The sequence below is a fragment of the Carboxylicivirga linearis genome (genome assembly GCF_018271995.1).
Taxonomy (GTDB): Bacteria; Bacteroidota; Bacteroidia; order Bacteroidales; family Marinilabiliaceae; genus Carboxylicivirga; species Carboxylicivirga linearis.
The window spans coordinates 133,975-153,989 of record NZ_JAGUCO010000004.1; the positions used below are offsets into that span (position 1 = coordinate 133,975).

The following is a 20,015-nucleotide window of genomic DNA, read 5'->3' on the forward strand; positions in this document are numbered from 1 at the left end:
TTAATTTCTCCTTCAACAAGCGTAGGCAGCACTATTTACTTTCAACCTTTTACAGTAGCTTCCACCTCATCGATGGTAATTGGAATTCTTTCTCCTAAAATACGACAACCATTTTCTGTTATCAGTATATCATCTTCCAGGCGAATGCCTCCAAAATCCTTATAGGTTTCCACTTTATCGTAATTGATAAAATTGGTGAATTTACCTTCAGCCTTCCAGGTATCAATTAAAGCAGGAATAAAATAGATACCAGGCTCGTTGGTTACCACCCAATTTTTCTCTAAAGTACGACCCAAACGCAAGGCTGACAACCCAAACTGAGAGCTGCGTTCCATCTCATCCATATATCCCACCAAAGTATCGTTATAATCTTCCATATCATGCACATCCAAGCCAAGCATATGGCCTAAACCATGCGGAAAGAACATAGCATGTGCTCCTTGGGCGACCGCTTCATCTACATCACCTTTCATCAATCCCAAATCCTTCAATCCCGAAGCAATTGTTCGTGCTGCCACCAAATGGCATTCTTTATAAGTAATTCCTGGCTTAGTGGCTTCGCGAGCTGTATCATTGGCAGCCAACACTATTTCGTATATCTCTTTCTGACGCTGCGAGAACTTACCTCCAACAGCAGTGGTTCTGGTATGATCGGTTGCATAATGCAAAGGCGATTCACTTCCAGCATCCACCAAAAGAAGATCACCATTTCGCAAGATATTTCCGTGATTGTGATTATGAAGTGTTTCTCCTCTTTTGCTGCAGATAATAGGAAAAGAAACCATTCCACCGCCCGACATTGATACACCTTCTAACACTCCGGTAATCTCTTGTTCACTTACTCCATCGTGTGCCATCATCATGGCTGTAGTATGCATTTTATAGGCAGTAGCCATGTGACGCTCCATCTCCTCTATTTCACAAGGTTCTTTGACTGAACGAATAGCAATGCAAGCTTTAGTTAACTCTAACGAAGCCATCTCTTTTACCTTTGAGTGATGAACATCGAGCAAATCACTCAACAGCATTATATTTTCACCTCGGTATGGCGGATTGAAATGGATTTTTCGTCCTTGTTTAACAGCATCTCCGATGACTTTAGTCAAATCAGTCATTGGCTTAACATTCTCAACTCCTACCTGAGCGGCTTTCTCAACCATTGTTGGCTGAGGTCCCATCCATATTATGTGACCCAATGAAATATCATCACCAAACAGATATTCCTTATTATTATCAATGTCGATAATGGCTGCATGGTTCTGCAAATCAATTCCAAAAAAATATAAGAATGTACTATCCTGACGGAAATGATAAACATTATCAGCATAGTTCATGGGAGAATCGTTGTTACCCAACATCAGTATGATACCAGATTCAACTCTAGATTGCAGCTTTTTTCTGCGATTTATATATACGTCTTTTGAAAACATGCGAACTGTATTTTGAATTAGGATTTCAAGATACCGCTTTTCTCAGAGCTTGAATATGACAATTGTTTGATTATCTGATTTCCGATTAATTGGCTAATTGTTTAATTAGCAAATCGTCTATCTGCCACAATCATAAGAGCTTCTTCGCGGATAATTTCAGGTGGGTTAATACTGCGAGCTTGTAAACTTTTTAACCAGGCTGCCACCTCACGTTCTCTAAGAGTGTATAATACTTCTCTGAATTCTTCTATTTGCTCATCGGAGTAGCTATCCGGCTTTTTACTTTTGTAGTTATCCAACTCCTCATCTTCAAAGTATTCTGCTTTCCCATCTGCACTTAGCAGACTATCAGACTCACAAACCTCGTGAGCACCGCAACAGTCATCAGGCACTTCAACCTTACTTTCTTCCTCTTCGCCTGGTTTTGATTTGCGTGAAAAAATCACTGCCACAATCAAGGCCAAAACGATTCCTAACACTAAATAAATCATGCTGCAAAAATAATCATTTGACAAGACATAAAAGACAGAAAGCAGAAGATTGTTCATATATCTCCTGCTTTCTTTTTATTTGATTCTTCTGATTAGTACTTCCAGCGATTAGCCAAAGCCACCAACGAAAGCATTACCGGTACCTCAACCAAAACTCCAACAACCGTTACCAAGGCTGCAGGTGAATGTAACCCAAACAGAGCAATAGCAACTGCCACTGCCAACTCAAAAAAGTTACTGGCCCCAATCATAGCTGCTGGCGAACAAACAGCATGGGGCAATTTTAGTTTTCGTCCTCCAAACCATGCCACAAAAAAGATAAAATACGTTTGTAATGTAAGCGGAATAGCTACCAAAAGAATGATTAATGGCTGACTAGTAATATTATGCCCTTGAAAAGCAAACAGCAGAACCAAAGTTGCCAATAGTGCAATAATACTTACAGGTTTAAACTTAGGAAGAAAGGTTTGGGTAAACCACTTTTCTCCTTTTCTCTTAATTAACATTCTATTGGTGATAGTTCCGGCCAACAATGGAACAACAACAAATACCACCACACTTACCACCAATGTATCATATGGAATAGTTATATTGGTTATTCCCAATAAAAGTCCGACAATAGGCACAAAGGCTACTAAAATAATCAAATCGTTTACCGATACCTGAACCAAGGTATAATTTGGATCTCCATCTGTAAGATAAGACCACACAAAAACCATTGCGGTGCATGGCGCTGCTCCCAATAAAATAGCACCTGCAATGTATTCGCCGGCCTGCGACGGATCGATAAAAGCAGCATATAGCTTATCGAAGAAGATCCATGCAAAAAAGGCCATAGTGAAAGGTTTGATTACCCAGTTAACTACCAAAGTAAGAATTAAACCTTTCGGTCGTTTACCTACATTTTTAATACTGGTAAAATCCACTTGAAGCATCATTGGGTAAATCATCAACCATACCAAAACTGCCACCAATACATTTACACCTGAAACTTCCAACCCACTTATTACATTAACTGCATCTCCAAAAAAATGTCCGATGATAATTCCTGCAGCAATGCACAAGGCTACCCATATGGTGAGATACTTCTCAAAGAATCCAATTTGTTTTTTCTGTTCCATACTTTATTTCGTCCCCACAACAGTAATACTAAAAATACCCGCTCCGTTTGTTTTGAATTGATTAAGTTCTTCTTTAGAGATATATTTCAGAAGAATATCATCGGGCACTATTATTACTTTCTCTTTTTTAATTTCTATATTTTTAAATCCAATTTCACTAACCACATTCAGATAATCGTCTTTTTGAATTGCCCCGGAAACACATCCGGCATACATCTCGGCTGCACTCTGCAATTCTGACGGCAATTCACCTATTAAAACCACATCTGAAATAGAAAAATGACCTCCATCCTTTAAAACCCTGAAGATTTCTGAAAAAGCTTTTTCTTTATTGGGAACCAAATTTAAAACACAATTACTCACCACCACGTCATATTCGTTTTCAGGCAAAGGCATATCTTCAATATCACCTTTCACAAATTTAACATTGGTATAATTGAGCTTTAAAGCATTTGCTTTGGCTTTTTCCAACATTTCATCAGTAAAGTCAATGCCAGTAACCTTGCCTTCTGCACCCACTAACTGACGTGCAACGAAACAATCATTGCCCGCTCCACTTCCTAAATCAAGAACTGAGTCACCTTGATTAATACCCGCATATTCCGTTGGCAAACCACAACCCAATCCTAAATCAGCTTCCGGGTTATAGCCTTTCAGCTCATCATAACTATCAGCAAAATTGCTATAATCAACCTCTCCGCAACAATTGGTACTGCCACAACACGAAGTAGTGTTATTGCCTTTGTTGGCAATTTGGCCGTACTTTTCTTTTACAATTAATTTTAAATCTTCAGGTTTCATAGTTTGGCTTTTAGGTTATTTACCTTTCATATTTTCAAGGTAGTATTGATAAAATTGCTCTTTAATTTCATCACGTACCCGGTGAAATTCACTCATAATAAATTCATCAGTTCCCACAGCATGCGATGGATCATCAAAACCAATATGAACCCTGTTTTTTACATTCCCAACAAAGGCAGGGCAGCTCTCGTTAGCACCTCCACAAACTGTAATTACAAAATCCCATTTTTCATCCAGATACTTCGATACAGAATCGCTGGTGTGACCACTAATATCGATTCCGATTTCACTCATTACCTGAACTGCTTTGGCATTTAATTTACCTGAGGCTTCTGTTCCAGCAGAAAAAACCTGCAAATCTTTGTCGAACGATTGCAAAAACCCATGAGCCATTTGGCTTCTACAGCTATTACCGGTGCATAAAATCAATACTTTCATTACTTAAATTTTTTGTATCAAGATATGATTATCAATACTAATTGATATAACTCTTTATCCTGATAAGTTTTTATTATTTCTATTTTACTCTTTATTACTTTCTAATTTACTATTGCCATAAAATTGTTGACTAGCCATAACTATTGACTGGACTCAACAATCTGTGCATTCGATGATGCTCAAGCCATCAAAAAAGTCTTTACCCATTTCTTCAAGATGCTTAACCACACTAGGGTTTATACAATAATTTGTTTTTACACCTTGTACCGTACCTTGTATTAAACCTGCTTTTCTTAATTCCGCCAAATGCTGGTTAACAGTTGTTCTTCCCAACGGAACCTCATCTGAAATGTCACCTGTAAAACAGGCATTTTTTGAAGCCAGAAATTTAAGAATCTGCAAACGAGCAGGATGCCCCAAAGCCTTAAAAAGCTGAGCTAACTCCTGAAGATCGGAATCGAATAATTGATTTTTTGCTTCTGCCATAATTCTTAATTTTGACGTAAACATACGTCATTTATATTTGACGTACAAATACGTCATGTTAAAAAATTATTAATTGAGAATTTTATGACATAAAAAAAGGGAAGCTAATGCTTCCCTCTATATCATTGAATGAATTAATCTATATTAAATATCCATATTCATTGCAGAGCGAACTTCTTCTAAAGTAGTTTGTGCCACTCCTCTGGCCTCCGCAATTCCTTCACGCAAAATATTTTTTACGAAGTCAATATCATTTTCTAATTGAGAACGACGTTGACGAATCTCGCGGAAGTGCTCGTTAATAGATTCTGTAACTACTTGTTTTAGTTTACCAGCACCCTGATCTCCAATTTCTTCAGCTAACTTCTCAGGAGTTCCTCCCGATGCCAATGCAGCAATACGCAGCAAGTTTGCAACTTCAGGACGATTATCAGGATCGTAAGTAATCATACGCTCCGAATCAGTCTTAGCCGATTTCACGGCTTTTAAAGTTTCGTCTTCGGTAGCCTTAATCATGATGGTATTGTTTCTACTCTTACTCATCTTCTGACCACCATCCAATCCAAGAATCATTGGCGTCTCACTCAATAATCCTGTTGGCTCACGGAACACACGCGACTTAAATTTCTTATTGAATCGCTTAGCAATCGTACGCGTCAACTCTATGTGTGGTAACTGATCTTTTCCAACAGGAACCACATCACTCTTACAGAAAAGAATATCAGCAGCCTGATGCACTGGATAAGTGTACATACCTGCATTAATCACATTTTGCCCTGAAGCCTGAATTTCTTCTTTGATAGTTGGGTTCTTACTTAATTCTGAATTTGATACCAACGAAAGAAAAGGAACTAACAACTGATTCAACTCAGGAATATGACTATGAGGGAAAATATGTGTTTTAAACTTGTGAGGATCTAAACCACAAGCTATATAGTCAATAGTCAACTCCAACACAAACTTCGAAATATCTTTAAAAACGTCACGATCGGTTAAAACCTGGTAATCTGCAATAACAATAAAAGTTTCAACACCCAAATTCTGTAATCTCACACGATTTTGCAACGATCCAAAATAATGCCCTATATGAAGATTTCCGGTTGGACGGTCACCTGTAAGCACTCGGTGTTTATGAGGATTAATTTGCAAATCAGCTTCTAAAGCCTGACTCTTTTTAACAGCAATATCAAACGATGAATTACTGATTCCTTCAGTCTTTTCTGTTGTCATAACATTCAATCAATTAAAGTCAACAACAAAAATTCACAAATCAAATCTTCTGTTGTTGATATATTATTTATGATTCGGATAGCTCCGAAAACTCTTAATCTTTTTTTTAAGCAGGCACAAAAATGATAAAAATATAGAAGACTTCCTCAAAAAGCCCTTTAAGAATTCATATACCATTGTGATTTTTAGGAAATCAGAATAAATCAATAACTTTTAAAGTTAGTAAGGCCCAAACCACATAGCGCACCATTTTTCCCAGCAACATACCAATTGCTGCATTCCAGACATTCACTTTTAACAGACCCAAAAGCACTGCAATTACATCACCCACCCCAGGCAGCCAACAGAAAAAGGAAATCCACAATTCCTTAGCAGCAATTCTATTTTGAGTTTTTACAATCTGTTCATGTTTAATTCTCAGGTATTTTTCAATCCATTCTGTTTTACCCAACCAACCTATGTAATACGAACTCAATCCACCTAACCAATTTCCTAATGTTGCCAAAGCTAGGCTCCAATATAAATCATAACCTGTTGCCAACATACCCGACAATATAGCTTCGGAGCTAAAAGGAACCACTGTTGCTGCTAAAAATGAAGCCAAAAAAAGTGCTAAATATCCCGATTCAAACATCTAAACGATCTCAATTTGGGGCAAATGTAAAAAAATTAATCACCCTAAGTAAAAAATATTTTCATCACAAAAGCCTTGCCACAAAAGAGATTCATAGAAACAATTAAAATTGACTTATAAAAAATATGGTACTTTGTATTGCATAGTACCTTCTTTTGTATATATATTTGTATTACCGATATCATTGTTTAAAATAGTATTCTGTCATGAGATCAATACATCAAAAACACCTGAAAAGATTTTTGTTAGCGCTAACAATTCTCTCTATTGTCCCATTGAATTACGCTCAAATCTCAAAAGCAGATTCACTAACAAAGAATAAACCAATGAACAACACAAACAAAGTGGAGTCAGCAAAAACCTCCACCGGGACTATGAAAAAGCCCACCGATTCTTTAAAAACAAAGAAAGATAGTGTGGATATAAGCCGATGTTTCGAAAACGGATTTTTGTTTAAACAAAAACCCCTTTCCAACATTTAAAAACAAACCTTTAAAAAAGCTCTTATGAATGTAGAAAATATAAAAGCACAGATGAGAAAGGGCGTATTAGAATATTGCATCCTTTCTATACTGGCTAACAACGACGCTTATGCATCCGACATCATCAACACTTTAAAAGAAGCTAAGATGATTGTGGTTGAAGGAACTTTATACCCGTTGTTGACCCGCCTAAAAAATGCAAAACTATTGAGCTATCGCTGGGAAGAATCAACACAGGGACCACCTCGAAAATATTACGCTTTAACAGATGAAGGAAAATCATTTTTAAACGAAATGGATACATCCTGGAAAGAATTAGTTAATGCTGTTGAATTAATCCACCAACCCAAATAATATTTGCCATGAATAAAACAGTTACAATAAATATAAGTGGAAGGCAGTTCTTTATCGACGAAGACGCTTACACACGGCTAAATACCTATCAAAAAAAAGTAGAACAAAGCTTTCTAAATCAAGACGGAGGCGATGAAATTATTAAAGATATTGAAGCTCGAATTGCCGAACTCTTTGAAGAAAAAATCAATCGCGAGACTGATGTCGTTACTCTGGACATGATAGAAGAAATGATATCAATTATGGGCGAACCCGAAGAAATGACTGACGAAGAAGATGAAAAGCAATCGAAAAGCCGTCCAACATCAACAGCTTTGATTAAACCCAGCAAACGCTTTTACCGCGATATTGACAATAGGATATTAGGCGGTGTTTGTGCTGGTTTAGCAGCTTATTTCGGGATTGACAGCATTATAGTTCGTATCATCGCTTTAGTTCTGATACCTTTTACATCAGGCGCTATCATTTTAATATATCTGGTATTATGGATGGCCCTACCTCCTGCTATTACTACAGCTCAAAAGTTGGAGATGCGCGGAAAACACATTACCATAAACACCATCGAAGAATCAATAAAAAATGAATACGACGAAGTAAAAAAGAACTTCAAAAACTTTAAACAGTCTGATACTTATAAAAAAAGTGAGAGTTTTTTTAGTCGTTTCTCAAAGTCAGATAAAACAGTTCTGATAATTGTGGCTGTAATATTAGGTCTATTAGTTTTTAGCAATTTTATTCATATCGGACCTCATATTTTTCATGCGCCTTTTGCTGCTTTTTCATCAATCACTCATGGCATCGCTCCTACTTTTAATCACATCTTTTTTCCAGGAGCTCTTCCCATAGTGTTAGTCCTATTAGTACTTGGATTGATTTTTAAAACCATCTTCAAAGTAATTCTTTACATCATAGCTTTTCTGCTTTTGGGAGCTTTATTCCTTAAAGTTATTTTCTGGATGTTTGGAGGATTTTTATTAATGGCATAAATATTAACTGACTAATTACCGAAAACCATGAATAAAACAATCAATATAAATCTCGACGGGCGTGTTTTTCAAATCGAAGAAGACGCATATGAGAAACTGAAAACCTATCTCGATACGATAAAATCCCGCCTGGGTAAGAACGATGAGGCCAAAGAAATACTAGATGATATTGAAGCTCGAATTGCTGAGTTATTTATTTACAAAAGTGGTCAGGATATAATTCGCCTTGCCTTGGTCGAAGAAATCATCGAAACCATTGGAGAACCGTCCGATATTGTTGATGAGGACGAAGCTGAAGAAACAAAAAAGGAATCGGAACAATACTATTCCGCTCCGCCACCTTATTACACCAGAAAAGCACTATACAGAAGTCGTGAAGACAGAGTTTTCGGTGGTGTCTGCGGCGGCTTGGGAGCTTACTTTGATGTTGACCCTGTAGTATTCAGAATAATTGCCGTGGTTACTACCCTACTATCAGTAGGTGCTGTTCCTTTAGTATATATAGTATTGTGGATTGCGATGCCTGAAGCTCGTACTATTGAACAACGCCTTCGCATGCGTGGCGGAGTAACCTTTAAAGATATGGGTGACAATATTAAAAATGAATACAATGCCGTATCCAATAAATTTAGAACGTACACTAAATCTCAATCATACAAAAACATGCAGCACAACATGAACAGAACTGGAGATGTTATGTCGAAAGGCCTTAATGCTGTAGTAAGAGTTATTGGTGTAATACTTGGAATTATTATCATTTTATTCAGCGTGCTTGTAATTATGTCTTTAGCCGGAGTATTGGTTTTAAAAGATGCTATGCCAGGATTAGCCAATTCAGTAGGCAATTTTTACATCACCCAAGTTCCCAACTATTTCTTGTCGCACCTCGACCAAACACTTTTCAGTATAGCAGCCGGATTGCTGTTAATAATTCCATTCTTGGTTATTCTCTACCTGGGCTTAAAACTGATTTTTCAGTTTAAAACCAATGGTAAGGTAATTGGCATGACTGCACTGGGCTTATGGTTAGTTGGATTGGTTCTTCTATTCTTTACAAGCCTAAGGGTAGTAAAAGGATTTGAGGATGAAGGCATTGTTACAGAAACCCATCAGCTAACAGATACACAAGCCGAGACTATTTACTTGAAAGTCGGCAATGAAAGCAAATACATGGGCGATAAAGAGTATTTATTCGAAATGAATAATCTGGAATTATCAGCTTTAAATGGCAAGCTAATTATTGAAGGTGACCCGAGAATAAATCTCACCCGAGGTGACAAATTTGAGGTATCCATCACAAAAAAAGCTCGCGGTATTAATGATGAAGAAGCTGAGTTCAATGCCAAATCAACTGATTATTATTGGGCTCAAAGTGATTCTATCATTTACCTTGACAGAACATATTTAATTGGAGATGAAGCTTTAGCTCGCAAACAAGAAGTTTACATTAACATTGAGATACCTGAAAACAAAAGATTAGAAGTAAGTCCTTATTTAGATAGACTTATTAATTACCGTCATCAATCTGACAATTATTAATCCTGATCAAAACTTATAATCATGAAAAAAATATCATTTATAACCATAGCACTTATTGCATTTTGTTTTATCACGCACGCCCAGAGTCGTCCTTCTGATAGATTATTTGAAAAAATGTCGCTTAAGAAAGGCATTACCATGCTTTCATTTTCTCAAGAGATGTTGGATGCAATTGACATGAATATAGATAATGACAAAGGTGACAAAGAAAATAAAGTAACAGGCGACCTTCACGAAGTCAAAGTTGTAATCTACAAAGCACCTGATACTGGCGAAACCATGGATTTCAGAGGTGAGGCATTACGATATCTACCTTTAAGTAAATTCAGAAAAATTGATACTGATGAATATGATATAGATACTGAAAATGGAACTGTTGATATACGTGTAAATGGATCGGGGCGCAAAATTAAAGAATGCCACATTTTGTTTCAGGGTGAAACCAACGGAGTACTATTATCGTTTTTCGGCAACTTTAAAGTGGAAGACGTAAAAGACATGGCCGATAAACTGGATGATTATAAGTAGCAAATAGTTTATAGTCTGTAGTCAGTATATATTTATCAATAAAATTTAATGAGTCGATGAGTTATTTTCGAACTTCGGAGTTAGCTCTTCCAACTAAATATTTTAATAATGTCATTTTTAGGAAATATTATTTGGCTGATTTTTGGTGGCTTTATGATTGCCATTGAATACTTTATCAGCAGTTTAATTCTAATGCTAACTATTGTTGGAATTCCCTTTGGCCTTCAAACTATGAAGTTGGGAGTATTAGCTCTCTGGCCATTTGGAACACAAACAGGTTACAACCCACAGGCATCGGGATGCTTAAATACAATAATGAACGTGATTTGGCTGATATTCGGAGGTTTTATTATTGCCCTTACACATGTTTTCTGGGGAATAATATTGGCAATCACCATTATTGGAATTCCTTTTGCCCGTCAGCATTTTAAATTGGCCGGAATAGCTCTGACTCCTTTTGGCCGTACAATCGGATAGCTTTAGTTACATTTAAGTGATAAATTGATAATGGGTCAATCAGCAATGATTGGCCTATTATTTTTTAGCAAAATATCTCCAGTTTTTTAGCCGCCATTCATCAGGTGCGTAATCTATACCTATCCTTGGTGAAGTCTCATATAATACTTCGTCTTGTCCATTTTCAATCCACATTCGTAAAGAAGTGGTTAGATCCTCGCCATAAAAAGTTTTATTCAGTTGCAAAGCCTTACCTACTCTGCCCGGCCCATCAATATTCTCTAATCCTCTTATCAAAACAGCTTGAGGATCATCTTTGGGACCTGTAACAACATTCAACAACCAATACATTCCGTATATAAGATAGACATATATTAGTCCACCTTCTTCATACATCACTTCTGTTCGGGGCGTTTTGCCCTTTCGGGCATGACAGGCCTCATCTTCCTCGCCCCTATAAGCTTCGGTTTCGGTAATTCTCCATCGTTCAACTGATCCATCATTAAACTGACGAAACAATATTTTTCCTATTAAATCAGGAGCTACGTCCAGTACATCTTTCATAAAATAAGATTGCCCGAGCTTCATTTATCTTGCTTAATATTTTATTGATGAGAAAAACCTTTATCAATCAACACATCGAAAATTGAATAATTTAAAATCTTTACTTCTGCCTATTACCTATTCAATTAAAATTTAATATTCAATCTTATCTTCCTTTTCATCCCATAACTTAAAAGCCTCAATAGCTTTTTCAGGCATAAACTGTTTGGTAGGAATACTCCTATCATCAATTTGCTTATCTAATTCATCGTAAATAAACTGATCATCGAAACCTATTTTGGCAGCATCCACTTTTGTATTTCCATAGTAAATGGTTTTCAGGCGAGCCCAATAAATGGCACCCAAACACATCGGGCAAGGTTCGCAGGAAGTATATATTTCGCAATCAGACAAATCAAAGGTTCCTAAATTTTTTGAGGCTTCTCTAATAGCACTTACTTCAGCATGTGCAGTTGGATCACAATTGGCCGTAACTCGGTTCACTCCTTTGCCCACTATTTCATTATCTCTCACAATTACAGCACCAAACGGACCTCCACCGTTTAAAACATTACTTTTTGACAACTCGATCGCCTCAGTCATCCACTTTGTCTTTTCCATATCAAAATAAAATTTGGCCAAACAAGATGGCGCTTTTTTCTTCAATCAACAAAATCTTAACCATTTTTTTATATTAACATTAGTATATAACAAATAATTAGAGTACTTTTGCGGCCGATTATTATCCGATCTGAAAAGTTGAATCATTCTTTTTACTGATTTTGGGGTGGGACCTGAAATTGGTCAGGGGGATTATTCGCTTTTGCAATTTGTTATAAATAATAAAGTTAAGAAATGGATACTTTAAGTTACAAAACGGTTTCAGCCACAAAAGCTACTATCAACAAAGAGTGGGTAGTTGTTGATGCTACTGACATGGTGGTTGGTCGTTTGGCATCGAAAGTTGCTAAATTATTAAGAGGTAAGTATAAGCCAAATTATACTCCTCATATGGACTGCGGAGATAACGTGATTATCTTAAACGCAGATAAAATTAAATTGACTGGTAACAAATGGGACCAACGTCAATTCTACTACCATAGTGGTTACCCAGGTGGACGTACAGATGTTACTCCAGCGGAATTATTCGCTAAAAAACCTGAAAGATTGTTCGAAAGAGCGGTAAAAGGTATGTTACCTAAAAGTCGCCTTGGACGTCAGTTATTCAGAAATCTGTATGTATATGTTGGAAATGAGCACAAGCACGAAGCTCAACAACCTAAAGTAATCGATATTAACACTCTTAAATAAGTAGTATGGAAGTGATTAATGCTATTGGTAGAAGAAAAGAGGCAGTTGCTCGTATTTATTTGAGCGAAGGTAAAGGTCAGATCACCATTAACAAGCGTGAGTTGGCTAACTATTTCCCGGATGCCACATTACAATACATTGTAAAACAACCTTTGAATGTTATTGGTGTTGCTGATAACTACGATATCAAAATCAACCTTTACGGTGGTGGTATCAAAGGACAAGCTGAGGCGGTGCGTTTAGCTATTGCCCGCGCACTTGTAAAAATTGACGCAGAAAATAAACCTGCTTTGAAAGCTGAAGGTTTCATGACTCGCGACTCTCGTGTTGTTGAGCGTAAGAAACCAGGTCAACCTAAAGCACGTAAGAGATTCCAGTTCTCTAAACGTTAATATTTATCAGGTGTGTTTAGTATCTAAACTTTTAAGACTTCTCATTTTTACATGGGGGAACTACTTAAAAGTTGATTTAAACAGAAAGTAAACAACTTTAAAAAAATTAAAATGCCTAGAGTTAATTTCGAGGAATTATTGAATGCCGGAGTACACTTCGGTCACTTAAAAAGAAAGTGGAACCCAGCCATGGCTCCTTACATTTTTATGGAGCGTAATGGAATTCACATTCTTGACTTACACAAAACAGCGGTAAAAATCGACGAAGCTGCCGATGCACTTAAACAGATTGCAAAATCAGGTCGGAAAGTGTTATTCGTAGCTACAAAGAAACAAGCGAAAGAAATCATTGCTGATAAAGTTGGCGGTGTAAACATGCCTTACGTGGTTGAAAGATGGCCAGGTGGTATGTTAACCAACTTCCCCACTATCCGTAAAGCAGTGAAAAAAATGACTTCTATTGACAAATTGATGGCTGATAAGTCATGGAACAACTTGTCAAAACGTGAAAGACTTCAAATTACCCGTCAGCGTGCTAAATTGGACAAAACTTTAGGTTCAATCGCTGATTTGACTCGTCTTCCAGCTGCTATGTTCGTTATTGACGTAATGAAAGAACACATTGCAGTTAAAGAAGCTATTCGTTTGAATATCCCTGTTTTTGGAATGGTTGATACCAACTCAGATCCATCAAATATCGACTTTGTCATTCCTGCTAACGATGATGCTACAAAGTCAATCGAGTTAATTACTGATGTAATGACTAAAGCTATCCAGGAAGGATTAAGCGAGCGCAAAGCAGAGAAAGATAGCGAAGGTTCAAAAGAAAAAAGAACTCGTAGCAAAAAAGCTGAACCTGCAAAGGCAAAAGCTAAAAAAGAAGACGACGTAGTTGAAGAAGCTCCTAAAGCTTCTGAAGAAGGAACTACAAAAGAGTAATTTGATTTTTAACTTTTTAAAAAGAAAATATCATGGCTATTACTGCTGCTGACGTAAGCAAACTAAGAAAGACTACCGGTGCCGGTATGATGGATTGTAAAAAAGCGTTAACCGAAGCTGAAGGAGATTTCGAAAAAGCTGTTGAGATCATCCGTAAAAAAGGTCAGGCTATTGCTAGTAAACGTGCCGACAGAGAAGCTACTGAAGGTGCTGTTTTGGCAAAAACTACTGCTGACGGTAAAAAAGGAGCTATTCTTGTATTGAACTGCGAAACAGACTTCGTTGCTAAAAACGAAAGCTTTGTTGCATTTGCTGCTTCAATTTTGGATGTTGCTTTAGCTTCTGATGCCACTGATGTGGAAGCTGTTAAAGCTTTGGATTTGAACGGTCGTACTGTTCAGGAACAAATCACAGAACAAACTGGTGTAATCGGTGAAAAACTAGATCTTTCTGCTTTTGATACTATTACTGCTGAATCAGTTGTAGCATATATTCACCTAGGTAACAAACTAGCTACTTTAGTTGGTTTTAACCAGGAAGTAGATGCTCAGGTTGGTAAAGACGTTGCTATGCAAGCTGCTGCTATGGCTCCTGTTGCTTTGGATGCTGATAGCGTACCTGCTGAAGTAAAAGAAAAAGAGTTAGAAATTGGTAAAGAACTAGCTCGCAACGAAGGTAAACCAGAAGCTATGTTGGAAAAAATTGCAATGGGTCGTTTAAATAAGTTCTTCAAAGAAAGTACTTTATTGAACCAGGCTTTTGTAAAAGACAACAAAGTATCTATCAAACAATATCTTGATAGCTCAAGCAAAGGTTTAACTGCAGTAGATTTCAAACGTTTAGCTTTAGAAGCTTAAGAAATTTTAGCATATTATTAAAAAGGGGCTCAAAAGAGCCCCTTTTTTTATGCTCGATAAATAAAAGTAGTGTTGCGTTTGTAGCTTGGTATTGGACTTACTACTTTTGTCCTGTTTTAAGAGAATGTTGATATTTACTTCTTGATACAATAAAATGAAATACAAAAGAATACTACTTAAACTCAGCGGCGAATCATTAATGGGAGAACAAGGCTATGGAATTGATCCGGATCGATTAAATGACTATGCCGAGCAGATTAAAGAAGCCGTTGCAATGGGCGTTCAAGTGGGCATCGTAATTGGTGGTGGAAATATCTTCCGCGGATTAGCAGGTGCGTCCAAAGGTTTTGATCGTTACAAAGGCGACCAAATGGGTATGCTGGCCACCGCTATTAATGGATTAGCTTTGCAATCAGCCTTGCTGGCTATGGATGTTAAAGCTCGCGTTTTATCAGCCATACGCATGGAACCTGTTGGCGAATATTACGACAAACCCAAAGCCGTTGCAGCCCTTGAAAAGGGTGAAGTAGTTATTTTAGTTGGAGGTACCGGCAATCCTTATTTTACAACAGACACCGGCTCTTCTCTAAGAGGAATTGAGATTGAAGCAGATGTAATGCTTAAAGGAACACGAGTTGATGGCATTTATACTGCCGATCCGGAAAAAGATCCTACGGCAACTAAATTTGACGAAATCACTTTTGATGAAATCTATAATCGAGGCTTAAAAATTATGGACTTAACAGCTACTACAATGTGTAAAGAAAACAACCTGGCCATTGTAGTTTTTGATATGGATACCAAAGGTAATCTTGTAAAAGTTTTAAAAGGCGAAAATATTGGAACTGTAGTTCACTCATAAGATATTAAATCAGACCAGGCTCGTTGGCCGGTCTGATTTTTGGAACTAACTCAAAACTGTTCATACTCATCCTTATTAAAATTAGCATCATAACTTCCTCCTGTATACAAAGGATCGTTTGAAACAATATGCTTTTCGGTTTTACCATTACTTCCAACTCGCTCTTCAACCGAAAAAAATCCTACTAGTTTATCCAGATGATGTGCCTGAGAATTTAATTCTTTTGAACTACCTGCTAACTCTTCGCTACCAGCTGCGCTTTGCTGAGTAACCACATTCAACTGTTGCAGAGCCGAACTTATTTGATTACTCCCTTCCCGCTGCTCTTTCGAACTGGTTGCTATATCTTTCATCAGTAAATTGGATTCATTAATAGCAGGTTGTATTTCCTCTAATTTGGCATTAGCATCCAAAGCAAATTCATGACTCTCCTGGGCCAGTTTCACTATTTCATTAGCCACGCGCTGACATAATTCTGACAGCCGTTTTACCTCAGCTGCAACAACTGAAAACCCTCTACCATGTTCACCTGCACGTGCAGCTACAACGGCAGCATTCAATGCCAAAATATTGGTTTGAGTAGCTATTTCGTTTATTACTCCTATTTTTTCCACAATAATTTTATTGGCTTCTAATGCTTTACCTGAACCATTTACTGCTAACTGTATACCTTGATGAACTTCGTCCGATTTAGCAGCACATTTTATGGCATTATTAAGGCTTTGTTCTACAGTTGCCATCATCTCCTCCATGGTGGTTGATACTTCCTCCAGAGCTGCCGCCTGCTCAGAAGCACCTTGTGAAAAATCCTGCGATGTTGAATTAACCTGATCACTTGAAGAAGCTAATTGCTCAGATCCTACTTTAATATCTCGCACAACCTCTTTTAGCTTCTCATTCATCTTAAACATAGCATTATTTAAACGGGTTAGTTCATCATTTCCGTCAATCAATACTTTATGATACAATTCTCCTTTGGCTAAGTTTTCAGCTAATATTACCCCACTATCTAACGGCTTGGTAATACTTCTTGATGTAATGCGCGAAACAACAGTTCCCAGAACAACACCCACCACTAAAAAAATGAATATTACAATATCTGCCCTGTTTATTATATGGCTTTCCTCTTCCAGCATGTATGCTACTGAAGTGGCCGTATAATGGGCAACTTCAGCTCCACATTTTTGCATATTCCTAAGCTCCACTCCTTGATCGATTAATGACTGTTTAAATCCATTAAAAGCTTGCTGATAGTTCTGATAACCAACTACAGCTTTCTGAATTGAAGCTTTTTGAGAACGGCTTGCTCCTTTGCTAATTGACTTAAGAACAGTAAAACAAGCCTGCATTTTATTTTCTAATTGTTCAACAGATGATTCTATTAAATTTCCATTTTTATCTGATGGATTTGAAATAAACATCCAGGCAACTATACGTAATTGATGATGAGCGCTAAACAATTTCATTGAATTGTTACCCATTTGAGTTAGATCCCTATCTTCAGTTACAATAGAACCAATCTCTTCGCCATATTTCGACCAACTAGCCCGGGTTTGTTGTTTCTGCTTCTCAAGCAACATGTATTTCTTGAAGGCAACCATGTAGTTCGAAATCTCTTCATACAACCCTTCTGTAGCCGTTAAATTCTCTTTATCTGATTCGAGAATAATGGCAACTTCATCGTGTGCCAATTCCAGATATCGAATTGCCTCATCTCCCGCATCAAAATCAATAAATTTTATAAAATACATTACTTTCAGGCGGGCTGAAAGTAGATAGGTCTCAGCTTGCTTTATATGATTTGTTGATTCAACAATGGTTCCTGTTTTGGAAAGTGAATACCAACCAACCAATCCTACAATAGCAATAAATAAAACCAGAATAACAGATCCAACTAACAAACGAACACGAATAGATAAATGTCTAATTTTCATAATCCAAGTACTTTAGGTTTAAGCATTACTTGCCTATTATTAATAAGCAAAAAACTAAAACTTTCCTTGAGGTTATTTATCTATCCGACCGGTTGAATTGTAGCAATATTTATTAAATATATTGATTATTAATACAAAAGCAAAACATAAAGTAAGAATTAATACATTTCAAATTTCCTATATAATCTTACAAAACTTATAACTTGCTATTATTATACAATAGCTTCGTAAGCCTCTTCTTCGTACACCTCCGTTTGTGATTGTTGATAACCAGCTTTTTTATCTATTTCATCGTTTCCAATAGATTTATTACTGTTATAAGTATATTTTGAGTTTTCATCAACCTTAAAGAAGCTGATTAATCCGTTAAGCTGTAACGCTTGAGAACTGAGCTCTTCTGCACTGCCTGCCAACTCTTCACTTCCTGCTGCATTTTGCTGTGTTACAGTATTCAGTTGATGCAAAGCACTGCTGATTTGGTTAGCTCCGTCTCGTTGCTCCAAAGATGCCGCTGCAATTTCCTTCATCATTGAGTTTGAATCTTCAATAATGGGCAATACACTACTTAATTTTTCACTGGCAATAAGTGACGATTGTCGACTACTCTCAACCAGCTTGACTATTTCAGCAGCAGCTTGTTGACTCCTTTCAGCCAGATTACGTACTTCGCTGGCTACAACAGTAAAGCCTCGTCCATGCTCTCCGGCTCTGGCAGCGACCACAGCAGCATTCAATGCCAAAATATTGGTTTGCATAGCAATATCATTAATAACTGCAACCTTACTTGAGATAGTCTTATTATCTTCCATTGCTATTTTAGATTTCTCATTAGCGTCAGTTAGATTATTATAGGCTTGTTGTGACTTCTCAGCGGTAATTTTAGCATTATTATTACTTTGCTCAATGTTTGCCAACATTTCTTCCATTGTGGTTGAAACTTCTTCTAATGAAGCTGCTTGCTCACTTGAACCTTGAGACAATTCCTGAGATGTGGTATTTACCTGTTCGCTGGCTACAGATAATTGATCTGATCCTCCTTTTATTTCGCTCACCACTTCTTTCAACTTATGATTCATCACAAACATAGCATCATTTAGCTTTGATAATTCATCTTTACCTTCCACCTTTACACTATGATACAGTTCTCCCTCTGAAAGACTGTTGGCCAGATTTAAACTATCTTTTAAAGGCTTGGTAATACTAAGTGAAACATACCATGCCACAATTAACCCCACAATCATTGCCACAACCAGTATAATAAGAGATCTGGCTTTAGATCGCTTCATAACAGTTTCTTCCTTTTCAGTTTGAACCTTTACTAATTTATCTGTTAAAGTTGCAACTTTAGTACCACTTAACTGCATTCCTCTCATCATCTCTCCCTGTTGAAGAATGGCTCCTTTAAATTTCACAAAAGCTTCTTGATAGTTAAGGTATCCATCTGCAGCTTCTTTTATAGCCAATTGAAATGTTGATTGGGGAAATTTTACCTTTGCACGCTCAAGAATTCTTTGGCAATTAATTATACTTTCCTCCAAATTATTTATTGCTTCAGTATTTATAACACCATCGCTATCACTTTGATTAGCCACAAACTGCCAGGCATTTACCCTTAATATACTATGAGCATTTAATAACTGTATAGTAATATAGCCCATTTTGTTGAGATGCTTATTACTGGTAAGAACATCGCCAAGATCCGTTCCGACTTTTGACCAATACAATCGGGTTTCCTGTTTCTGTTTTTCCAAATCAACAAAACCAGAAAAACCTGATTTATAATCCTTAATAGCATTACCAAGCTGATTTAGCTCTTCAATATCATCATCAACAATACTTAATTGGTAATCAATATTGTTAATAGCGTTATCCATAAAGTCAACTGCCTCATCAGCAGCAACAATGTCACTGAATTTAATAAAGTACATCACCTTTAACCTTGCCTTTTGCAAGTTCATTTCAGCAGTTGCCAGGTTTTTGACTTCATTCACTATTGTAGTGGTTTGGTTTAATGAATAATGGTTTACAACCCCTACCAATGCAACAAAAAACACTAATATTACAAAAGCAATAGTTAACCGAATCCGAATAGAAAGATTTCTAATTTTCATTTTTGATTGTGAATTTTGATATAATGAATTATTCAATATGAATACATACAGTCAATTCATTATATAATTTTACCAGGTTAATGTCGATTC

At 36.9% G+C, this 20,015-nt stretch carries 22 protein-coding genes; 10 read left to right on the top strand and 12 right to left on the bottom strand.

The annotated features are described in order from the left end of the window. Positions 1 to 41: 41 nt before the first annotated feature. The 8 genes from KEM10_RS08120 to KEM10_RS08155 all read right to left on the bottom strand — a co-directional run bounded on the left by KEM10_RS08120 (position 42) and on the right by KEM10_RS08155 (position 6,631). A complete protein-coding gene (locus KEM10_RS08120) occupies positions 42 to 1,430 on the bottom strand; it encodes an aminopeptidase P family protein (RefSeq protein WP_212215488.1) in 1,389 nt (462 codons plus the stop codon). Between the two features lie 101 nt (positions 1,431 to 1,531). Then, positions 1,532 to 1,978, bottom strand: a complete 447-nt coding sequence (locus KEM10_RS08125) for a hypothetical protein (protein ID WP_244825643.1) — start codon at positions 1,976 to 1,978, stop codon at positions 1,532 to 1,534. A 35-nt stretch (positions 1,979 to 2,013) separates the two neighbouring features. Then, a complete protein-coding gene (arsB, locus tag KEM10_RS08130; protein ID WP_212215489.1) occupies positions 2,014 to 3,042 on the bottom strand; it encodes an ACR3 family arsenite efflux transporter in 1,029 nt (342 codons plus the stop codon). 3 nt (positions 3,043 to 3,045) lie between these two features. Next, entirely contained in the window at positions 3,046 to 3,843 is a 798-nt protein-coding gene (locus KEM10_RS08135) for an arsenite methyltransferase (protein ID WP_212215490.1), read from the bottom strand. A gap of 15 nt (positions 3,844 to 3,858) precedes the next feature. Further along, positions 3,859 to 4,281: an arsenate reductase ArsC gene (locus KEM10_RS08140; protein ID WP_212215491.1), complete on the bottom strand. Its 423-nt coding sequence runs from the start codon at positions 4,279 to 4,281 to the stop codon at positions 3,859 to 3,861. A gap of 153 nt (positions 4,282 to 4,434) precedes the next feature. Beyond that, positions 4,435 to 4,767 (bottom strand): ArsR/SmtB family transcription factor, encoded by a 333-nt coding sequence (locus KEM10_RS08145; RefSeq protein ID WP_212215492.1) that lies wholly within the window; start codon positions 4,765 to 4,767, stop codon positions 4,435 to 4,437. Positions 4,768 to 4,911: 144 nt separating this feature from the next. Continuing rightward, entirely contained in the window at positions 4,912 to 5,997 is a 1,086-nt protein-coding gene (gene trpS, locus KEM10_RS08150) for a tryptophan--tRNA ligase (protein WP_212215493.1), read from the bottom strand. 193 nt (positions 5,998 to 6,190) lie between these two features. Then, complete coding sequence (locus tag KEM10_RS08155) at positions 6,191 to 6,631, bottom strand: YqaA family protein (RefSeq protein ID WP_212215494.1); 441 nt, start codon at positions 6,629 to 6,631, stop codon at positions 6,191 to 6,193. Between the two features lie 506 nt (positions 6,632 to 7,137). On the opposite strand from KEM10_RS08155, the gene KEM10_RS08160 reads away from it, so the two are divergent. The 5 genes from KEM10_RS08160 to KEM10_RS08180 all read left to right on the top strand — a co-directional run bounded on the left by KEM10_RS08160 (position 7,138) and on the right by KEM10_RS08180 (position 10,997). After that, a complete protein-coding gene (locus tag KEM10_RS08160) occupies positions 7,138 to 7,467 on the top strand; it encodes a PadR family transcriptional regulator (RefSeq protein WP_212215495.1) in 330 nt (109 codons plus the stop codon). An 8-nt stretch (positions 7,468 to 7,475) separates the two neighbouring features. Further along, positions 7,476 to 8,453 (top strand): PspC domain-containing protein, encoded by a 978-nt coding sequence (locus tag KEM10_RS08165; RefSeq protein WP_212215496.1) that lies wholly within the window; start codon positions 7,476 to 7,478, stop codon positions 8,451 to 8,453. Positions 8,454 to 8,480: 27 nt separating this feature from the next. Then, the gene (locus KEM10_RS08170; RefSeq protein WP_212215497.1) at positions 8,481 to 9,992 is read left to right on the top strand and encodes a PspC domain-containing protein; all 1,512 of its coding nucleotides are present in this window, start codon (positions 8,481 to 8,483) and stop codon (positions 9,990 to 9,992) included. A gap of 21 nt (positions 9,993 to 10,013) precedes the next feature. After that, positions 10,014 to 10,520: a DUF4252 domain-containing protein gene (locus tag KEM10_RS08175; RefSeq protein WP_212215498.1), complete on the top strand. Its 507-nt coding sequence runs from the start codon at positions 10,014 to 10,016 to the stop codon at positions 10,518 to 10,520. Between the two features lie 108 nt (positions 10,521 to 10,628). Then, entirely contained in the window at positions 10,629 to 10,997 is a 369-nt protein-coding gene (locus tag KEM10_RS08180; protein ID WP_212215499.1) for a YccF domain-containing protein, read from the top strand. Between the two features lie 57 nt (positions 10,998 to 11,054). Here KEM10_RS08180 and KEM10_RS08185 read toward each other — a convergent pair whose 3' ends face one another. Together KEM10_RS08185 and KEM10_RS08190 are read right to left on the bottom strand one after the other, a co-directional pair. Beyond that, positions 11,055 to 11,564, bottom strand: a complete 510-nt coding sequence (locus tag KEM10_RS08185; RefSeq protein ID WP_212215500.1) for a DNA-3-methyladenine glycosylase — start codon at positions 11,562 to 11,564, stop codon at positions 11,055 to 11,057. Positions 11,565 to 11,672: 108 nt separating this feature from the next. Continuing rightward, positions 11,673 to 12,140 (bottom strand): nucleoside deaminase, encoded by a 468-nt coding sequence (locus KEM10_RS08190; RefSeq protein WP_212215501.1) that lies wholly within the window; start codon positions 12,138 to 12,140, stop codon positions 11,673 to 11,675. 234 nt (positions 12,141 to 12,374) lie between these two features. Between KEM10_RS08190 and rplM the strand changes: the two genes are divergently transcribed. The 5 genes from rplM (at position 12,375) to pyrH (ending at position 15,880) form a co-directional block, all read left to right on the top strand. Beyond that, positions 12,375 to 12,830 (top strand): 50S ribosomal protein L13, encoded by a 456-nt coding sequence (gene rplM, locus KEM10_RS08195; RefSeq protein ID WP_212215502.1) that lies wholly within the window; start codon positions 12,375 to 12,377, stop codon positions 12,828 to 12,830. Between the two features lie 5 nt (positions 12,831 to 12,835). Beyond that, on the top strand, positions 12,836 to 13,222 hold the full coding sequence (rpsI, locus tag KEM10_RS08200) for a 30S ribosomal protein S9 (protein ID WP_212215503.1): 387 nt from the start codon (positions 12,836 to 12,838) through the stop codon (positions 13,220 to 13,222). A 111-nt stretch (positions 13,223 to 13,333) separates the two neighbouring features. After that, positions 13,334 to 14,161 (top strand): 30S ribosomal protein S2, encoded by an 828-nt coding sequence (gene rpsB / locus KEM10_RS08205; RefSeq protein WP_212215504.1) that lies wholly within the window; start codon positions 13,334 to 13,336, stop codon positions 14,159 to 14,161. 32 nt (positions 14,162 to 14,193) lie between these two features. Further along, positions 14,194 to 15,018 (top strand): translation elongation factor Ts, encoded by an 825-nt coding sequence (gene tsf, locus KEM10_RS08210; protein WP_212215505.1) that lies wholly within the window; start codon positions 14,194 to 14,196, stop codon positions 15,016 to 15,018. Between the two features lie 154 nt (positions 15,019 to 15,172). Beyond that, positions 15,173 to 15,880 carry a UMP kinase gene (pyrH, locus tag KEM10_RS08215; RefSeq protein ID WP_212215506.1) on the top strand — a complete coding sequence of 236 codons (708 nt, stop codon included), beginning with the start codon at positions 15,173 to 15,175 and terminating at the stop codon, positions 15,878 to 15,880. A 50-nt stretch (positions 15,881 to 15,930) separates the two neighbouring features. On the opposite strand, the gene KEM10_RS08220 is transcribed toward pyrH, so the two are convergent. Continuing rightward, positions 15,931 to 17,814, bottom strand: coding sequence for a HAMP domain-containing methyl-accepting chemotaxis protein (locus tag KEM10_RS08220; protein WP_212215507.1), 1,884 nt, complete (start codon positions 17,812 to 17,814; stop codon positions 15,931 to 15,933). A 212-nt stretch (positions 17,815 to 18,026) separates the two neighbouring features. After that, positions 18,027 to 19,925, bottom strand: a complete 1,899-nt coding sequence (locus KEM10_RS08225) for a methyl-accepting chemotaxis protein (RefSeq protein ID WP_212215508.1) — start codon at positions 19,923 to 19,925, stop codon at positions 18,027 to 18,029. Between the last annotated feature and the right edge of the window lie 90 nt (positions 19,926 to 20,015).

Excerpts from the sequence above, each read along its gene's own strand:
- rpsB (WP_212215504.1), top strand. The coding sequence starts at position 13,334 with ATGCCTAGAGTTAATTTCGAGGAATTATTGAATGCCGGAGTACACTTC.
- KEM10_RS08125 (WP_244825643.1), bottom strand. The coding sequence starts at position 1,978 with ATGAACAATCTTCTGCTTTCTGTCTTTTATGTCTTGTCAAATGATTAT.
- KEM10_RS08160 (WP_212215495.1), top strand. The coding sequence starts at position 7,138 with ATGAATGTAGAAAATATAAAAGCACAGATGAGAAAGGGCGTATTAGAA.
- KEM10_RS08180 (WP_212215499.1), top strand. The coding sequence starts at position 10,629 with ATGTCATTTTTAGGAAATATTATTTGGCTGATTTTTGGTGGCTTTATG.
- pyrH (WP_212215506.1), top strand. The coding sequence starts at position 15,173 with ATGAAATACAAAAGAATACTACTTAAACTCAGCGGCGAATCATTAATG.
- rplM (WP_212215502.1), top strand. The coding sequence starts at position 12,375 with ATGGATACTTTAAGTTACAAAACGGTTTCAGCCACAAAAGCTACTATC.
- tsf (WP_212215505.1), top strand. The coding sequence starts at position 14,194 with ATGGCTATTACTGCTGCTGACGTAAGCAAACTAAGAAAGACTACCGGT.
- KEM10_RS08220 (WP_212215507.1), bottom strand. The coding sequence starts at position 17,814 with ATGAAAATTAGACATTTATCTATTCGTGTTCGTTTGTTAGTTGGATCT.
- KEM10_RS08175 (WP_212215498.1), top strand. The coding sequence starts at position 10,014 with ATGAAAAAAATATCATTTATAACCATAGCACTTATTGCATTTTGTTTT.
- rpsI (WP_212215503.1), top strand. The coding sequence starts at position 12,836 with ATGGAAGTGATTAATGCTATTGGTAGAAGAAAAGAGGCAGTTGCTCGT.
- KEM10_RS08155 (WP_212215494.1), bottom strand. The coding sequence starts at position 6,631 with ATGTTTGAATCGGGATATTTAGCACTTTTTTTGGCTTCATTTTTAGCA.
- KEM10_RS08135 (WP_212215490.1), bottom strand. The coding sequence starts at position 3,843 with ATGAAACCTGAAGATTTAAAATTAATTGTAAAAGAAAAGTACGGCCAA.
- KEM10_RS08190 (WP_212215501.1), bottom strand. The coding sequence starts at position 12,140 with ATGGAAAAGACAAAGTGGATGACTGAGGCGATCGAGTTGTCAAAAAGT.
- KEM10_RS08170 (WP_212215497.1), top strand. The coding sequence starts at position 8,481 with ATGAATAAAACAATCAATATAAATCTCGACGGGCGTGTTTTTCAAATC.
- arsB (WP_212215489.1), bottom strand. The coding sequence starts at position 3,042 with ATGGAACAGAAAAAACAAATTGGATTCTTTGAGAAGTATCTCACCATA.
- trpS (WP_212215493.1), bottom strand. The coding sequence starts at position 5,997 with ATGACAACAGAAAAGACTGAAGGAATCAGTAATTCATCGTTTGATATT.
- KEM10_RS08165 (WP_212215496.1), top strand. The coding sequence starts at position 7,476 with ATGAATAAAACAGTTACAATAAATATAAGTGGAAGGCAGTTCTTTATC.
- KEM10_RS08145 (WP_212215492.1), bottom strand. The coding sequence starts at position 4,767 with ATGGCAGAAGCAAAAAATCAATTATTCGATTCCGATCTTCAGGAGTTA.
- KEM10_RS08140 (WP_212215491.1), bottom strand. The coding sequence starts at position 4,281 with ATGAAAGTATTGATTTTATGCACCGGTAATAGCTGTAGAAGCCAAATG.
- KEM10_RS08225 (WP_212215508.1), bottom strand. The coding sequence starts at position 19,925 with ATGAAAATTAGAAATCTTTCTATTCGGATTCGGTTAACTATTGCTTTT.
- KEM10_RS08185 (WP_212215500.1), bottom strand. The coding sequence starts at position 11,564 with ATGAAGCTCGGGCAATCTTATTTTATGAAAGATGTACTGGACGTAGCT.
- KEM10_RS08120 (WP_212215488.1), bottom strand. The coding sequence starts at position 1,430 with ATGTTTTCAAAAGACGTATATATAAATCGCAGAAAAAAGCTGCAATCT.